Genomic DNA, 15,642 nt, shown 5'->3' with positions numbered 1-15,642 from the left:
AAAGTCAGTTTAGGAAGTTTAATTATGCAATCAGAGCTGATTCATGGCTGGATCGAATGTTTGCATTCTTCTCAATATCCCGCACCAGCAGTATCAATCCTTTTAGAGCTTTAAGCCGAAATAGGATCACATCACTTTTGAATTTAAAACTTCCCCGAAACTCTGAAAATCCTTTCGTCAATCGCTCAAAAAGCCTCTTATTGCGGGCATGCAATTGTTCAAAAACTGCAAGCATGACACCCCGTTTTGCATCAACCTTTAAAGATCATGAAATACTTACTCTAAAGGTTTCTCATCATTCATTGCCGGCAATATTGCTTGTTGCCATTCTGCCAACAGCGCTGAAAAGCTTTGTGGTCTTTTCTGCGGATTTTTCTCTAGAAGCTTTTGAAGCAGTTCAATAATGCCGGAAGGTAATGCTTCTCTGGAATTTATTTCACGCTCATCAAATTCGTCGTGATCTCTTTTTACTTGATTACTTTTCCCATGATCTATTTGCAATGGAAATGCCGGCGATTCATTCAAGATTTTCTCTGAAACCTCGCTCCAAGTGAGCGCTTCAAAAGGAAACTGATGATACAGAATAAGATAGATCAAAACGCCCATCTGATAAATTTCGCTGACAATATCCGCGCGCTCTTGATTGATAATCTTAAAGGCTTGATCTGAAATTCGCTCCGGCGGTAAATAGAGATAAACGCCACCTTTTCGAATCACTTCATTGCCGGCAATCTCCGTATGATTCGATAAGCCAAAGTCGATTAAATAAGGCTTTCCGAAGGTATCTACCAAAATATTGCTCGCATGAATATCGCCGTGAATAATACCGATGGATTCTAGCTCTACAAATATCTGTAGGATTTTTTCAATCAAAATCAGGCGAGATGCCAAATCTAATTGCTGAGTTTGAACATATTTATGAACGCCCACGCCGTCAATATATTCAATCGCCATGAGATATTCTTCGGCATTATAAAAAAGAAGCTTCGGGAAATTATGAAAGGGTTCCAGCTCTTTCATCAATGCGATTTCTTGTTCAAAAATCTGCCAATCCCCTCTCTTTTCCTCTTCAGTAATCGTTTCTCTAAATAGCAATTTCTTAACGATAAAGGGCTGTGTGTCTATCGTTGTTTCTTGCTCTATTCCAAGAGATTTATTTTGAAGCGGATCAACGAAACGCACCAATCCTACAAAAAGCGAAATCGTATGTTTGAAGGTTTTCAATATCTCAAACTGTGGAAGATTCACATCCGGAAGCGTGAAGGTTTCTAACGATGTTTTAATATGCTCATTATGTTCCTCTGTCACAATCAATTCTTTCTCTTGAAGATCTTCAAAAAACTGCAAAAAGGACAACGCTTCTTCCGAATGAATATCAGCAATACCTAAATGGGTAAAAATTTCCTCTAACGTGAATGCCGATTCCAATAATGTTAAAAACTGATAGATACTCTCATTCACTTTGTAAGAACGCTGATATAACGTATCTCGCACCAAAAAGTAGGTTTGATCATCCGATCTTTCGACTTTCTCTAGCGTAAAATCTACCGCTTTAATAAATTTTTGAAGCGTCTTTGTTTGAAGTACCATCTGATAATCTTCCATTATTATAGTGATTGATGATGAGGATTCGCCCTAATAGATTTTAAATATCTATCCAAGATACGTTACAAAATTTTCATGAATTTTTGCCAAATAAAAAAGAAGGCTTTAAAAGCCTTCTTCTATATTACTTGAATTTACCAACGGTCATAACGACGATTATTTCTGCGTCTGCGCTTGTAATAAGTAGTAGTGGATTCTGTAGTACAAGTATAAGAACCTGATGAATCATAGTAGCAAATCTCTCTACCGCCACCTTTAATCTCTTCTACTTTTAAAACTCTATCAAAATGATTAATTGATAAATCTTTTAACTCAATTTTCTTTGTCATCTTTGGTAACCTCGTATGACTATTTACTAAAGTGATAACATTATATCATTATTTTAAGAAATAAACATTTGATTATAAATATAAACACTTATTAAATATAATGTAACTGAAATTACTCATGAAAAGAAATGACAATCTCTTTGCTGATTTCGTAAACTAGAGCCTTTCAGCAAAAAGAACTTTGTAAAAGTTATCTCTTAAAACTAAAAGGATTGATCATGTTCAAGCTCGTATTACATATTAGTGATGTAGAAAGATGGCAAATGGCACTTAATAATGTCAAAAATGCCATTGCTTCCTTACAGGAAAATCACGCTTCTTTTGAAATCGCAGTCATCGCCAATGCCGGTGCCGTAAAAGGGTATCTTGATGCTGGCATTCGAGAGCAAATCCATCTTCTCGCTCACGAAAACCTGCAATTTTTCGCCTGTAATAATTCTCTGAAAGGGCAAGATATTTCACAAGAATCCCTCAACAATGCTGATTATCCATCAAACATCGACATCACGCCGGTAGCGATTATTGCGTTAGTGGAATATCAGCAAGCAGGATTTGCGTATGTGAAGCCGTAATCTAAAAATCATTTAAACCACAACAATCACTCCGCCTGAAAGGTGCGTATTACCATCCACCTTTACTTGGAAACCATCATCGCCGGCAAAGATGCTTCAAATAAGAGGCTAATTATCCGAATATCTTCAGGTTTAACTACTCTAGGGTTTCAAAAAAACTCATATTCATTCCTAAATTGGTACTGTCTTGAAGCTTTTTATATAGAAATTTACGAGAGTGCTCATCATCTCTATCAAAAAAATAAATAAAGTTATCAAAAACCCTACTAAAATTGTATTTATACTTATATTTAATTTCTGATAGAAGTTTTTGAATATAAAACAACTTATCAAACAAGCATTCACTTTCCAGATAACCTGATAATTTTATTTTTAAAAAAATATTATTTATATCATCCTGATATGAAATTAAAATTAAATTTATAGAGGATGAAACCCTATGATATTCTAAAATTTTTTTTCTTAGCTCTTCTTCTTTCATAACTCAAAACCTATTTCTATTTTTTCTTGTTGGCTGAATATGTCCTATTTGTAGTATGCATTTTTTCTTGAAATTTTAAATTCCATATTTTATATATAATAAGTGTCGTACTTAATACTGGAATCTAAGAAATATTAAAATTTAATTTGTTCACTATAAGGTTTATTTGTATCTTTATAATCATAATCCTCTGGGATTTTATACTCTTCTGGTATTGACGGCCATTTACCAACAAATTCATCCCCCCACATTAGTCGCTCTATATCATCATGTATATCTATAAAAAAATTCATTAAGCTTTGAGATTTAACTTTAGCTCCAATAATAGCAATCAACGCTGTTAAATCATCTTCTTTCTCTCGTGCTTGAGTCAGTAATTTCATCTCCTGAAAAAGATCTTTTACAATACTATTAAATTCTTCGTTTAAATCGATCTTATAATCAATACTCCAATCTTGAATTAAATCTTCCTTCAAAACCCCTTGCCATTCAGCAACCAATACAATTAATTTTTTAATTTCTTCAAATTCAATATCTACATTCATTTTGGTAACCTTCTTCCTTTTCCTGCTTCGGTTTTCTTATTATTACGAGAACCATCTAAATTTAATACAAATCTAAAATTACCCCGCTTATCAAAAACCTCTATATGATCCTTATGTTTTCCACTCAAATAAAACAGCCTAATTTTTACACAAATATCAAACAGTTACCGATTACAGAAATAAACAATCTCATCACCTTTATCTATAAGAGAAAACCCCACTGAAGGTATGTCTTTTATTATGGGAGATTACAAATACTCACAATCAGTACGGTAAATTAAACGCTCTTCATTTGCACTATAATCCAAATATAATACCAACCCATCTTGAGATAACCATCCACCTTTACTTGGAAACCATCATCGCCGGCAAAGATGCCGCTTTGATATCAACATTATTGAGAATTAAATCTACTATCAAAATTAATTTAATAACTCTTTTTTAGCCTTATCCAAAGCCTCCATTAATTGATCAAGATTGATATCGTTAAGATCATTAGCAAATGATATACGGACATCATTTTCACCATTATCTTGATGTAAAAATGCAATATATTGATCTAAAAAACATATTTCAACTATCAACTGCTCATATTCAGCATCGCTAGCTAATTTAATTACTAAGTTAGTATTTATCATTTCTTAGGCGGCTCCAAAAATCCTTTAAAATTACCATTTAAGTCAAATCTTGCTCCCATCTCATAAGGTGAAATAATATCATAACCGTTTAAAACGATTACCTGACTTAATAGTAATATTGGGAAAGTAATAATATCTGCTAGGATCTCTCTACCCAATCTGTTCATATCTGCTGGGCTTTTAACTATTTGTCGGACAAAACCAAAAAGCAACAATCTTATTATTCTTTAATGTAGCTATAACATTTTGTGCAAATTCAATAGAATATGAATCTTGCAGTTCATCAACATTACCTATAAATATCCAATCTGTTTGAGAAACTCTACATAATTCCCTAACTTCAAAATTTGGAAATCTAACGGATACTCCTGAGATAAAATCATCTTCCTGATTATTTATGAATATATCCCCATAACCTCGCTGAGGAATATCTAATACTTTTTCATTAATATTAATTAATGGAAAAAAGCCCCATGGATAAATCAGTCTGCCACTTTTTAAATCAACTTCAATTTGAAGCGTATTAATAGTGAGAGATATCAACCCACTCTCACCAAAAGTATCGTTTTTAGCATCAAGGATAAAGTCCATAGAATGTTCATCCATGTAATATATTAGTTTTCCCAAAATCGGTTCTTGAGCTTTTTTATACTTGAAAAATATTTTACTCATACTGTTTTTATTTTCCTGTCGTGAATAAAAAGTGTAAAGCTGATATTCCTTGAGGATCTAAGGTTGGTGTTTTAGTACTTATTAATTCTTGTATTAAAAGTTTAGAATCTGTATAAGGCTTTGCTTTATCTCCTGCATTAGTCGCAACACTATCACCGATTACGGCATCAATGGCACTATCACCTGTTAATGCGCCGGCATCAGTTCCGAGAATACCGACGATTGCGCTTAAGATGTTTTTCTCATCTGCGGTTAAGTCTTCGGGAGTTTTGCCTTTACCATAGAGAAATTCTGCGATGATGGGTGCTAACGCTTCGGCGCCGCCGGCACTGATCGCACCAGATAAAAGATCACCACCATTTGCCGCAGCCATTGCCGCTCCGGCAACTGCGTGAGCGAGAATATGCCCAATTCCACCATTTTTAAGCGTTTCATCATTTACCAACCCTTTAATCGTTTGTGCAATCACAGGATTTGCAGCACCCGCTAGTGAACCTAAAATCCCTTCACCGGGACTTGATAAACCGCCGGCAATGATGTCGAGCAGAAGACCGGCATTTTCTCATTTTTTAGCCGCTTCTGGGTCCTCTTTTTTAAGACGTTCAATTTCAGTATTAATTAGGAGCTTTGAATCTTGCCATGTTCGGTCAAACTGCTGCGTGACTTTGACTTGAAGATCAATCTCCGCTTGCACTTTCTCTCGATCAAATACATTCTCAATCGCACCACTATTCGCATCAGCTGTTTCTCTAGTGAGATCCGTTTGAATCCCTTGCGCAGCTATTTTAGATAGTGAAATCTACAAATTAATCAAAATTATAATCCTTTTCTAAATTTTAGAATATCCTCTTTAGAGGCCTCCCGCTCTGAAATTTTATCGCCATTCTCATTTATAGTCTCTCGAGTTCCAATATAACTATTAATATTCTCAACCTGAAAATCCTTAATTTCCTCTTTAAATAAAATAGTATTTTGAATAAATACCCTACCATTCTCAGGATAAAGTACCCACGTAAAAATAAAGTTCATAAATTCAGGGTCTCTCATAGAAACAGCCAGAACAGTAGGGTTATTATTTAACACCCCTAAATCTATCGCTCTTTTCCAAGATTCTTTATATTGCTCTACTGTCCAATAGGAAGTTGGCAAGAAAAAATAATTTCTCCAAAAAAACCTTCCTCTTCGTATAAAATTTTCTTCTCATCTTCTATTTTGATATCAAACATGTCATTAATCCTTAATAAAATTTAAATCTGCGTCATAAGTGTTAACTCTTCTGCAACAAATAGTGATCTAAGAAGACCGGCATTTTCCCAATCTTTCGCTTTTTCTGGATTTCTTTATAACCCTAAGCTTTTATTAATGCATCTTTTGCTTCTTCTAGAATTTCTAAAAATAATTCTAAAGAAAATTTCATATTTTCTAATTCCTCTAATGACGTTCTGATAAAAGGGTAAAACTCTATTTCAATATTATTTACTCCTTTTTCTTTATTTAGCTGGCACAACATTTGCCCTTTGTAAGATATTTCAAGCATGACTTCTTCTCTATTTACATCACTAAAATAATCTAGTGTAAAATCATCTTTTATCATATATTCCTCTACTATTATTTTTACCTATTTAGGTTTCTTAGGATATAAAACTCCCGAGAAAGAGCTGTAATCCTCTCCAAAAATAATACCAATCATAAGTAGAATTTTTTCCTACCATAAATAAACAGTGTAGAACCATATTTAGTTTGGGATATTAATATTTTACGATATCAAACCTTTTCTACCGATAAAACCAGAATACTTGCTTTTGAAAGATCTGTATTCATCGATAACAGATCCGCTTCTTCCGCTGTTTTAAAACGGATATTCCATGATTTTAAGCGAATGCCGTAAATGCGTTTGGGATCTTGATGAAATTGTGGTTTGGGGTTTTGTCCGATCACTTCTGTGATGAGCGTTTCTAGATACGGCGTTTCCGCTTCATAATGCGCTAACTGCGCTTTTGCTTCTTGGCTAAAGAGTACCGTATAATCTTCCGGTTTTTCGGAAGCAAAATGACTTACGGCATCTGGAATAGAATCGGAAAAAGGGATGTAAGGTTTAATGCAGTAAATTGGTGTGCCATCCATCAGATCATGCCCTGAAACCTCGATGATGCCTTGCTCCCAATGGATTTTCTCAATCTTTACGGCAGATAAACCTAAACCATTAGGACGAAATGAGCTTCTTGTGGCAAATACGCCCATGCGTTCATTTCCACCCAATCTTTGCGGACGAACCGTTGCTTTGCCATTCCAATGGTTTTGATGAAAGCCAAAAGTGAGCCAAATATGGCTTGAAAGCTCTAATCCGTGCAGGTAATTTTCATGATTAAAAGGCGGTAATAATCGAATCATTCCCCGAGCAGATTTCGCAATGCCGGCTTGCCGAGGAATCCCAAACTTCTCAGGAAAACAGCCTTCCATAATGGCAATTGCTTCAATTGTTTTCGTCTGTTTTTCAGAGTTATCCATGATCTGCCTTTTTCGCCGGTATCGGTATTTAGTAAAATTGATGGAATCAGTTTAAGAAAATTCAATAATAAATATAAGCTGAATCATTGCCGGCTAGAATGTTTGCATGCTTGTCATTATTACGTGCCAGCAATATTGAGTTTTTATGATTTTACAGTTGAAATCGGTTTAAGAAAATCCAATGACAAATATAGGCTGAATCATTGCCGGTTCGAATGCTTACATGCTTCTCATTATCCCGCGCCAGCAATATTGAGCTTTTATGATTAAACCGAAATCACGATTTCTCAATTCCTATCTGAATAAAATCTTATAAAGTTTCTCCGAATAATGCTAAGAATTCAGGTTCACTTACCACAATCACGCCGTGTTTTTCTGCTTGTGCTAATTTGCTACCTGCTTTTTCGCCGGCAAGGAGTTTTGTCGTGGATTTCGAAACAGAACCTGTGACTTTTGCACCGAGCGCCATGAGTTTGTCTTTTGCTTCATTACGATCATATTTGGATAGTGTGCCGGTAATGACCCATGTTTCGCCTAAAAGTGGCAGAGAATCACTATTTGTTGTATCTATTTTTGCAGGATATTGAATCTCAATGCCGGCATCTAATAAGGCTTGTACGAGCGCTTGATGATGCGGTAATGCAAAGAAATCTACGATGCGTTTTGCCACAATCGGACCAATATCTTCTAGCTGAATTAATGCCGTTTCATCTGTTTTCATCAAGTCCGATAATGTTGCAAAATGATTTGCTAACGTTCTTGCCGTTGCTTCCCCCACTTCACGAATGCCGAGCGCATAGATGAAGTTTGAAAATGCCGGCTGTTTACTACCTTCAATACTTGCGAGCATTTTTTCTGCGGACTTTTCGCCCATTCTTGGAAGTTCAAGCAGACGCCCTTTTTGTAGATGATAGAGTCCGGCAATCGAATCGATGACCTTCTCTTGCAGTAATACTTCGAGCCATCTTCCACCAACGCCGTCAATATTCATCGCCGTTCTCGACACAAAGTGTTTTAAACCTTCTAACTTTTGCGCATCGCACGTTAAACCACCACTACAACGCGCAATGGCTTCTCCTTCTAAACGGATAATTGGCGAATCGCAAATGGGGCAATTTGTCGGGAAAATAATCTCACGTACTGATGTTTCATCTCGATTTTCAACCACAACTCGAATCACTTTCGGGATCACATCACCGGCACGATGAATCATCACTTCATCGCCAATCATCACGCCTAATCGGGCGATTTCATCTTGGTTATGGAGCGTGGCATTTGATACTACAACACCGCCCACTTCCACAGGTTCTAATCTTGCAACCGGCGTAATTGCACCCGTTCTGCCGACTTGGAAATCGACATCTAATAACTGCGTTCTTGCTTCCATCGCCGGAAACTTCACGGCAATGGCGAATCGTGGCGAGCGAGAAACAAAGCCTAATCGCTCTTGAAGCAGAAGATTATCTACTTTGATCACAACCCCATCAATCTCAAACAGAAGTGCATCCCGCGCCGCTTCCATCTCTTCATAATATTGGTTCAGTTTTGGAAGTGTATCGAGCTTTTGATTCAGCGGAGAAACAGGAATGCTGAGCGTTTCGACATATTCTAGCCACTGTGAATGACTCTCAATCGTTACCGGCAAACCTTCGTATAAACCCACGCCGTAACAATAGAAGCTGAGTTCCCTTTCTGCGGCAATTTTAGAATCTAATTGACGAATAGAACCTGCGGCGGCATTTCGAGGATTGGCAAAAGGCTTTTGTCCTCTTTTGAGCTGTCTTTCATTAATTTTTTCAAAGACAGATTTACGCATAAACACTTCCCCGCGCACTTCTAAACGCTCAGGAAAATTGCCCTGAAGCTTATGCGGAAGGCTTCGAATCGTGCGGACATTTTCTGTAATCTCTTCCCCAACAACGCCATCGCCGCGAGTTGCCGCTTGCGTTAAAATTCCATTCTCATAAATAATGCTCACCGCTAAACCATCGAGTTTTGGCTCGGCATAATATTCGATTGTCGTGATATTACCGCCTAAACGCTCCAAAATTCGTTCATGAAAGCTCACTAAATCCGCTTCATTAAAGGCGTTATCGAGAGAAAGCATTGGACGTTCATGACGAACTTCGGTAAATCCTGTCAACACTTTTCCGCCCACTTTTTCAGTTGGACTATTGAGATCTTTAAATTCAGGATGGGCGATTTCTAGCACTTTTAATTCTTGAAAAAGCTGATCAAATTCATGATCTGGAATCAACGTTTCATCAAGCACATGATAATTATAATTAAGACGATTAATCTCTTTCGTCAAAAATTCCATACGATCTTTTATAGATTGATTCACGCTGATTCCTCTTACTGATAATGTGAAAGACACAAAAAAAAGTGCTATCAGATAATAGCACTTTTTCTCTCGAATCTCTTCCATGAATCTCGCTCAGGAATTCCCGTAGCCGATCCTAGAAATTTCAAAAATTCTATTCACGATTACGAGTTTCGTAAGCTTCATAGGCTTTTTCCCACTCTTCGCTATCGAGCTTGTTTGTTTTATGAAATAGCGCAATCAAATCATCTTTACTCATCACTCTTTGATTCGAATCTAAGATTTTTCCGCCTAATACCGAACTAAAATGATGAATACCGGCTAAGAGTTGTTCAATGGTACTGATATCAGGATCGGGTCCTGGGATTTTGGAGAAGAAGATTAATCCCGGCGTTGTATCATCTAAATGATGACGCACAAGATTTTCATCAAACGTTCCATCACCTAAAAGATGCCCGATGGAATACATTGGTTCATCGCCGTAATGTGTTGTTGTTAACAGCTGAATAAATCCGCCATTTTCCACTTGTAGATTGAGTTCATGCGCAACGGTTAAAACCTCTTTAAAACTATAAGGTTGATCTGGCGCAGCACTTAAAATAAGGGCAATTGTTTCAACAGCCGCCGGTCGCATGAGATTTCCATCATCGCTATAAACTGCCATATCAGACTGCTTACCACGAAATAACCCGGATATTTTCTGAAGAAACCCTTCTTTTTTATGTGATTCTTCAGATCGTTCTTCGAAAGGCTCAGGTTCTGCTAATACTTCTTCTACAGGTTCTGAAAACATTGTTTGTTGCACAGGTTCTGGTGCGATTTCTTCTTGGCTTTTAGGTCGATACGCTAAATCATCATGATCAATCGTTGCTTCTGATGGTTGAGATGAATCTTTATGCTCTAACGACTCATCCTTTGAAATAGGCGTTTCATCAAATAGGCTATGCAAATCAGGCTCGACTTTATCAGCCACATCATCTTCGACCTTATTTTTCTCAAGGCGCATCCAATAGACTGCAGCCACAATAAGCACGATGCCGATTAAAATATATACGATGATCATAATAGTTTTATCTTCCTACTACTTATTATTGTTGTTAAAAAAGGCCATGAAACAGCTTGAATCGATAGAAATCTTTCTTCTTGTAGATATTACCTTAATTTTATTTTTTTTACTGCAACTTACACAACTATTTCTGAGTTATTAAGGCTTATTTCCTGTCGATCCAACAATTGTTCCTGAAATAATATCATATAATGTACGGCGATAACGCGGGTCTCTCACAACCCAAAGGATACTAATGAGGAAGAGTATTCCCCCAATGACCGGGATTCCCGCTAAAAAGTTAAATCCTAGATAAAAGAGAAACGTTCGTTTAATGACGCAATTCCAAGAGAGATATACTCCTGTTTGCATATTATAAACGCGCATATTAAAAATTCTTTTTCCAAGGGTTGCGCCGTAATAACGTTCTTGCAATCCAAAATAGAGAATAAAAATCAGGCTTACCCAAATATTGAGCGTCTTCATCATCTCAACCACAATCGGCTCTAAGTCAGGGTTCATGAGAAGCTCTTGTGTCGATAAGCTACTTTCAGCCATCGCGAAATATTCTTTAAATGCCGAACTATCAATAATGCCAATAGATCCTAAAATATAGATGGCAATTAATGAGAGAAATGACAACGTTAGATAATCAATAATAAAAGCCAATGTTCGCTTCCAAAGAGGCGCCGGCATAAATTTTGCTAATTCTTTACCGACTAACGTTTCCTGAAGTTTTTGGAGCGTTATCCCGAGCTCTTCTGCGGTTACTTTTTTATCTGATTGCAAGTGATCCTGACCAGCATCAGAGGATTCATTTCTAGGATAATCGCCATTTGTAATTTGTGCATCAGACGTTGTTGCCGGTGGCACTAAGCTATCAATTTGCGGTGCAAATGAGGTTTCAACTTCTAACACCGTAATAGCAAGGCGCATTCCGTGCTGATTAAAAAAGCGCTCAAGCCCTTTGACTTCTTCCTTGCTCGCTTTTTCTCTTAAGGTAACACCGTTTTCTGCAAACCACTTTGCGATCTCTTCCGGCGCAACATTATAGGCAGTTGCGACATTAATAATGGCCGTTTCTTTCGAATATCCCGGCAACATTTCCCCTAAAAAACGAACACAATATTGTTCTTGATGTTCATTATGATTTTGATTCGTCTGAGTCATGACTTTCCTAACTGTTTAACTTTTACACTTTTCGCTACTTCGAATATTGGCATCTAATTTTGAATCACTGCACATTATCTTAAATCGCCATAAATATCTATGAAGCAATATTTTATTGGAGCAATGTTCTTAATATTTTCTATCTTCTTCTACCCAATCAATATTTAATCTCATTCAATATTACGCTTATGTTTCTTTCTCACCCCAACGTTGCATTAAATCATGAGGGATTGAGAGCTGATCTAAAATCCTTGCCACCATAAAATCAATAATATCTTCTACTGTTTTCGGCTGATGATAAAACCCAGGATTTGCCGGCATAATAATGACATTCATGCGGCTAAGTGTAAGCATATTCTCTAAATGAATCTGATTAAATGGCGCTTCTCGCACCACGAGCATTAAGTTTTTACGCTCTTTAATCATCACATCCGCAGCTCTTTCAATGAGATTATTCGACTGCCCTGTCGCAACCGCTGCAAGCATTCCCATGGAACATGGGCAAATCACCATTGCGTAAGATGTATTCGAGCCAGAAGCCATCGGCGATGTCCAATCTTTCTCGCTATAAATTCGAAGGAGATCTTCATCTGTAATAGAGAATCGTGTCATTAAACGCTTTTTCTGCTCGCTTAATGAGCTTCCCAATTGAATCTCCATCTCAAGGGCAAGTACCATCAGAGCGGCATTTGTTAAGAGCACATTGACAGGATAACCTCGGCTCACTAAAACCTCGATCAATCTCAATCCATATTGCGCACCAGATGCGCCGGAGAGCGCAACAGTGACTCTATCTCGCTCTCGATAAGGTTTTGTGGGTATTTCAAATTGTTGATTATTCATCTTCGACCTTCTCTATCCTCAATCACGGATCTGCTTTCAAGGAGTTTAACCCTTTCCTCATTATCTAACATCTATTCATTCAAGTTACGAACTAAAAGCCTTGAACTGCGGGCGTGAGATTTATGGAAAAATGCAAACTTTCCCTCCCGCCACATATCAGCCCTTCTAAGAACAAAGGCCATTTTATGAATGTTTTTTAAAACTTTGACTAATACTTTGGTTAATTTTAACAAAACCACCAAACACGATAACTCCAAAAACTCATCTAACAAAAAAGCGTTCCATGAAGAAGTGATATTCATCCCCCTTCATAGAACGCTCTTTCTATTTTCTAACGTTTAAGCATTTTGAGTTGCTTGCTCTTCCGGCGTGCAGAGCGAGAAGTCCACATCTTGCTCTGTAAAGAGATAACGTTTTCCGCAGAATTCGCAATCTACAAATACCGTTCCACCTTGCTCTTCAATGATCTCTTTTAGCTCATCTTCGCCCAAATGGTAAAGCATGGTTAAAGAGCGCTCTTTCGAACAATTACATTCAAAATGATATAACTCCGGCTCAAAAATACGCACCGCAAGCTCTTCATCTGTTTCATACAGACGATAGAGAAGCTCTGTGGTTGGAAGTGTTAAAAGCTCTTCCGGCGTTGCTGTTTCGGCTAATAAAATCGCACGATTAAAGAGATCTTCATCATGAATTTCTCCCGGCAATCTTTGAATCATTAAGCCCGCAGCTGCTTGATCTGATGTTGCTAAGAATAATCTTGTCGGCAATTGCTCTGAACTTTCAAAGTATGCTTCAATCACTTTTGCGATAGATTTTTCTGTTAAAGAGACAACGCCTTGATATGGTTGTTTGAAATGATCCGCATCAATCGTGATCACAACATGTCCCTCTCCACAAAGTGCTTCAAGCCCTTCTAAACCTTCGACATCGCCATCAATTTTAGCGGTTGCACGAATACCGTGAAGATGATTCACTTGCACCACTAATAAGCTCACAGGACCATTTCCTTGAATTTGTACCGTTAAACGGCCTTCAATTTTAATGGTTGCGCCTAAAAGTGCAGTCGTTGCAATGAGTTCGCCTAAGAGTTTTTCGACATTTTTAGGATAATTACGGCGCACTAAATGCTCACGCCAAGTATGCTCAAGCAATACTCTCTCGCCACGAATCGGTAAGTTATCAAATAGAAAGCGATCTAAATGATCTACGGTTTTATCAGTTGTATTAATCATGTTTTTCCTCGTTATTATCATCAAATTCTTCTAATTTTTTGACATTGACCATGAGAATGCGCTTATCGTCTACATCCAATACCGTAAATCTAAAGCCTTCGATATCTAAGAAATCGCCTTTTGTCGGCAAGCTATCAAAGTGATCTACCATTAACCCACCCAACGAACTATAATCGCCATCTTCATCAATAAGACCGCGAATACCAAGGGTTTGCTCAACTAATAAAAGATCGCATCCTGCATCAATATTCCATTCATCATCTGAAATTTTCTCCACTGAAAGCCCTTCATCTTCATCAGGGAATTCACCGGCAATCGCTTCAAAGACATCTAATAATGTGATAACCCCTTGCACACCGCCAAAGTCATCTGTAACAACGACTAAGTGCGCTTTACTCTCTCTAAAAATATCCATCATTTTCAAAACACTCGTAGAACGGTGGGAGAAAATCACAGATTTAATACTACGCTCTTGAATTTCGCCAAACTCAATCAGATCCATCACCACATCTTTAGATCTTGCCACACCTTTTACATTATCAAGGGCGCCATCACATATCGGAAACTGATTATGGGGATTCTCTTCTAGGCTTTCAAGGAGCTTCTCTTTAGAATCTTGAAGATTAATCCAAGAGATCTCATTTCTCGGCGTCATAATCGAACGAATGGTTCGCTCACCGAGGGTTAAAACGCCGCTCACCATGTTGCGCTCGTCTTCCCCAAAGATGAGTTCTTCCTCTTTTTTCTCTTCGCCATCTTCTTCATCATGATCTTCATCATGCTCATTGCCGAGCATGCGAAGTACCATGTTTGCCGTTCTTTCACGGCGAGAATATTGATTGTAAACATTCTCTTGTTTGCGATTAATCCATTGGTTAATAATCTCGATAAAGAGCGAGAAGCCAATTGCGGCATAAATATAGCCTTTCGGAATTTGAACGCCAAAACCTTCTACCACTAAGGTTAAACCGATCATTAAGAGGAAGCTTAAGCAGAGCACAACCACAGTTGGATGCTTATGAACGAAAATCGTGAGGGATTTCGCGGCAAAGATCATCATTCCCATAGAGAGCGTGACTGCTAATACCATCACCCAAAGATGATCTGCGATACTCGTTGCCGTAATAACAGCATCGAATGAGAATACAGCATCTAAAACAATGATCTGCGCCACGATTGGCCAGAATTTCGCATAGTTTTTAGATTTATTATTAAGATCAATTTCGCCTTCAATCCGTTCATGTAATTCTCTTGTGGCTTTTTGAATCAAGAAAAATCCGCCGAGAATCATTATAATGTCCCTAAATGAGAAGGGATGATGGAAGAATGGATCGTGGAATAACGGCGTTGTTAACGTAATTAACCATGTCATCACGGATAACAAACCAATACGCATGATGAGTGCTAATGAGAGCCCGACAACTCGTGCTTTATTACGCTGTTTTGGTGGAAGTTTGTTTGCAAGAATTGCAATGAAGATAAGGTTATCGATGCCTAAAATCACTTCTAATAACAGAAGTATCGCAAGCGATATCCAAACTGACGGATCTACTAAAGATCCCAAAAATACTTCCATGATTCTCCTTCTAAGAATGTATGGTATTTAAAATAATGATATTTTGAATGATGTCTGTTTTACCAAGAAATTTCTATAAATTTTTCTGTCAATTGATAAA

19 protein-coding genes and 1 pseudogene are annotated in these 15,642 nt (G+C 37.5%); 1 reads left to right on the top strand and 19 read right to left on the bottom strand.

Features of this window, described 5'->3' with window-relative positions:
- Window positions 1-22: 22 nt before the first annotated feature.
- The 3 genes from ACYSN2_RS09180 to ACYSN2_RS09170 all read right to left on the bottom strand — a co-directional run bounded on the left by ACYSN2_RS09180 (window position 23) and on the right by ACYSN2_RS09170 (window position 1,934).
- Window positions 23-235, bottom strand: coding sequence for a hypothetical protein (locus ACYSN2_RS09180; RefSeq protein ID WP_461749957.1), 213 nt, complete (start codon window positions 233-235; stop codon window positions 23-25).
- Between the two features lie 41 nt (window positions 236-276).
- Window positions 277-1,590: a serine/threonine protein kinase gene (locus tag ACYSN2_RS09175; RefSeq protein WP_461749956.1), complete on the bottom strand. Its 1,314-nt coding sequence runs from the start codon at window positions 1,588-1,590 to the stop codon at window positions 277-279.
- A 149-nt stretch (window positions 1,591-1,739) separates the two neighbouring features.
- The gene (locus tag ACYSN2_RS09170) at window positions 1,740-1,934 is read right to left on the bottom strand and encodes a hypothetical protein (RefSeq protein ID WP_461749955.1); all 195 of its coding nucleotides are present in this window, start codon (window positions 1,932-1,934) and stop codon (window positions 1,740-1,742) included.
- Window positions 1,935-2,152: 218 nt separating this feature from the next.
- Between ACYSN2_RS09170 and ACYSN2_RS09165 the strand changes: the two genes are divergently transcribed.
- Window positions 2,153-2,506 carry a DsrE family protein gene (locus ACYSN2_RS09165; protein ID WP_461749954.1) on the top strand — a complete coding sequence of 118 codons (354 nt, stop codon included), beginning with the start codon at window positions 2,153-2,155 and terminating at the stop codon, window positions 2,504-2,506.
- A 136-nt stretch (window positions 2,507-2,642) separates the two neighbouring features.
- Here ACYSN2_RS09165 and ACYSN2_RS09160 read toward each other — a convergent pair whose 3' ends face one another.
- From ACYSN2_RS09160 to ACYSN2_RS09085, 16 genes and pseudogenes are all read right to left on the bottom strand, one after another.
- Window positions 2,643-2,987: a hypothetical protein gene (locus ACYSN2_RS09160; protein ID WP_461749953.1), complete on the bottom strand. Its 345-nt coding sequence runs from the start codon at window positions 2,985-2,987 to the stop codon at window positions 2,643-2,645.
- Between the two features lie 134 nt (window positions 2,988-3,121).
- Complete coding sequence (locus tag ACYSN2_RS09155) at window positions 3,122-3,532, bottom strand: hypothetical protein (protein WP_461749952.1); 411 nt, start codon at window positions 3,530-3,532, stop codon at window positions 3,122-3,124.
- Window positions 3,529-3,666: pseudogene (locus tag ACYSN2_RS09150) on the bottom strand (hemagglutinin); the annotation flags it as partial. The pseudogene ACYSN2_RS09150 and the gene ACYSN2_RS09155, both read right to left, overlap by 4 nt.
- Before the next feature lie 288 nt (window positions 3,667-3,954).
- On the bottom strand, window positions 3,955-4,170 hold the full coding sequence (locus ACYSN2_RS09145) for a hypothetical protein (RefSeq protein ID WP_461749951.1): 216 nt from the start codon (window positions 4,168-4,170) through the stop codon (window positions 3,955-3,957).
- A gap of 180 nt (window positions 4,171-4,350) precedes the next feature.
- Window positions 4,351-4,842: a hypothetical protein gene (locus ACYSN2_RS09140; protein WP_461749950.1), complete on the bottom strand. Its 492-nt coding sequence runs from the start codon at window positions 4,840-4,842 to the stop codon at window positions 4,351-4,353.
- A 7-nt stretch (window positions 4,843-4,849) separates the two neighbouring features.
- A complete protein-coding gene (locus tag ACYSN2_RS09135; RefSeq protein WP_461749949.1) occupies window positions 4,850-5,311 on the bottom strand; it encodes a VENN motif pre-toxin domain-containing protein in 462 nt (153 codons plus the stop codon).
- A 93-nt stretch (window positions 5,312-5,404) separates the two neighbouring features.
- Window positions 5,405-5,536 carry a hypothetical protein gene (locus ACYSN2_RS09130; protein WP_461749948.1) on the bottom strand — a complete coding sequence of 44 codons (132 nt, stop codon included), beginning with the start codon at window positions 5,534-5,536 and terminating at the stop codon, window positions 5,405-5,407.
- Between the two features lie 122 nt (window positions 5,537-5,658).
- The gene (locus ACYSN2_RS09125; RefSeq protein ID WP_461749947.1) at window positions 5,659-5,991 is read right to left on the bottom strand and encodes a hypothetical protein; all 333 of its coding nucleotides are present in this window, start codon (window positions 5,989-5,991) and stop codon (window positions 5,659-5,661) included.
- Between the two features lie 199 nt (window positions 5,992-6,190).
- The gene (locus ACYSN2_RS09120) at window positions 6,191-6,436 is read right to left on the bottom strand and encodes a hypothetical protein (RefSeq protein WP_461749946.1); all 246 of its coding nucleotides are present in this window, start codon (window positions 6,434-6,436) and stop codon (window positions 6,191-6,193) included.
- Between the two features lie 170 nt (window positions 6,437-6,606).
- Window positions 6,607-7,350 carry a tRNA (N6-threonylcarbamoyladenosine(37)-N6)-methyltransferase TrmO gene (gene tsaA, locus ACYSN2_RS09115; RefSeq protein ID WP_461749945.1) on the bottom strand — a complete coding sequence of 248 codons (744 nt, stop codon included), beginning with the start codon at window positions 7,348-7,350 and terminating at the stop codon, window positions 6,607-6,609.
- Between the two features lie 310 nt (window positions 7,351-7,660).
- On the bottom strand, window positions 7,661-9,694 hold the full coding sequence (ligA, locus tag ACYSN2_RS09110) for an NAD-dependent DNA ligase LigA (protein ID WP_461749944.1): 2,034 nt from the start codon (window positions 9,692-9,694) through the stop codon (window positions 7,661-7,663).
- 133 nt (window positions 9,695-9,827) lie between these two features.
- Window positions 9,828-10,736 (bottom strand): cell division protein ZipA C-terminal FtsZ-binding domain-containing protein, encoded by a 909-nt coding sequence (locus ACYSN2_RS09105; RefSeq protein ID WP_461749943.1) that lies wholly within the window; start codon window positions 10,734-10,736, stop codon window positions 9,828-9,830.
- A 141-nt stretch (window positions 10,737-10,877) separates the two neighbouring features.
- Complete coding sequence (locus tag ACYSN2_RS09100; protein ID WP_461749942.1) at window positions 10,878-11,888, bottom strand: RDD family protein; 1,011 nt, start codon at window positions 11,886-11,888, stop codon at window positions 10,878-10,880.
- 186 nt (window positions 11,889-12,074) lie between these two features.
- Complete coding sequence (locus tag ACYSN2_RS09095; RefSeq protein WP_461749941.1) at window positions 12,075-12,731, bottom strand: UbiX family flavin prenyltransferase; 657 nt, start codon at window positions 12,729-12,731, stop codon at window positions 12,075-12,077.
- Window positions 12,732-13,069: 338 nt separating this feature from the next.
- Window positions 13,070-13,966 carry an Hsp33 family molecular chaperone HslO gene (gene hslO, locus ACYSN2_RS09090; RefSeq protein ID WP_461749940.1) on the bottom strand — a complete coding sequence of 299 codons (897 nt, stop codon included), beginning with the start codon at window positions 13,964-13,966 and terminating at the stop codon, window positions 13,070-13,072.
- Window positions 13,959-15,542, bottom strand: a complete 1,584-nt coding sequence (locus ACYSN2_RS09085; protein WP_461749939.1) for a TerC family protein — start codon at window positions 15,540-15,542, stop codon at window positions 13,959-13,961. Before ACYSN2_RS09085 ends, hslO begins: the two co-directional genes overlap by 8 nt.
- Window positions 15,543-15,642: the final 100 nt, after the last annotated feature.

The sequence above is a fragment of the Ignatzschineria sp. LJL83 genome (genome assembly GCF_054871845.1).
Note: the sequence above shows the minus strand (reverse complement) of the source record. Positions and strands in the feature narration are given on the sequence as shown.